Origin of the sequence: Novosphingobium sp. TCA1 (genome assembly GCF_009811895.1) — a bacterium.
GTDB lineage: Bacteria > Pseudomonadota > Alphaproteobacteria > Sphingomonadales > Sphingomonadaceae > Novosphingobium > Novosphingobium panipatense_A.
Genome location: NZ_BLJH01000129.1, coordinates 1 through 640, shown reverse-complemented (window position 1 = coordinate 640; position 640 = coordinate 1). Strand labels below are relative to the sequence as shown.

The following is a 640-nucleotide window of genomic DNA, read 5'->3' as shown; positions in this document are numbered from 1 at the left end:
CGGTCAAGGACGCGACGCTCCACACCGTCACCGCTGCCGCCAAGCTGGGTGAAGTTCACCTCTTGGTCGCAGGCGCGGGCTGCCGCGCTGCTGCCGAAGCCGCCGCGAAGATCGCCGGTGTCGCCAAGGTCCATGTGGCCGACAACGCCGCCTACGAACATGCGCTGGCCGAGAACGTCGCGCCGCTGATCGTGGACCTCATGGGCCACCACGACGCGTTCCTGGCGCCCGCCACCACCACCGGCAAGAACATCGCGCCGCGCGTGGCCGCCCTGCTCGACGTCGCGCAGCTGTCGGACATCCTCTCGGTCGAGGGCGAGAAGACCTTCACCCGCCCGATCTATGCAGGCAACGCCATCGCAACCGTCGAATCGAGCGATGCCAAGCTGGTGATCACCGTACGCGGCACCGCCTTCGAGAAGGCCGCTGCCGAGGGTGGTTCGGCTGCCATCGAAGACGTCGCAGGCGCCGGTGACGCGGGCCTGTCCAGCTTCGTGGGCGCCGAACTCGCCAAGTCGGAGCGCCCGGAACTGACCAGCGCCAAGGTGATCGTCTCGGGCGGCCGCGCGCTGAAGGACTCGGAAACTTTCGAGCAGGTGATCCTGCCGCTGGCCGACAAGCTCGGCGCCGCCGTCGGCGC

At 69.1% G+C, this 640-nt stretch carries 1 protein-coding gene; it reads left to right on the top strand.

Annotation, left to right across the window (positions count from 1 at the left end; all coding sequences use genetic code 11):
• On the top strand, positions 1–640 hold a 640-nt coding region (locus NTCA1_RS28370), incomplete at both ends, for an electron transfer flavoprotein subunit alpha/FixB family protein (protein ID WP_159832508.1).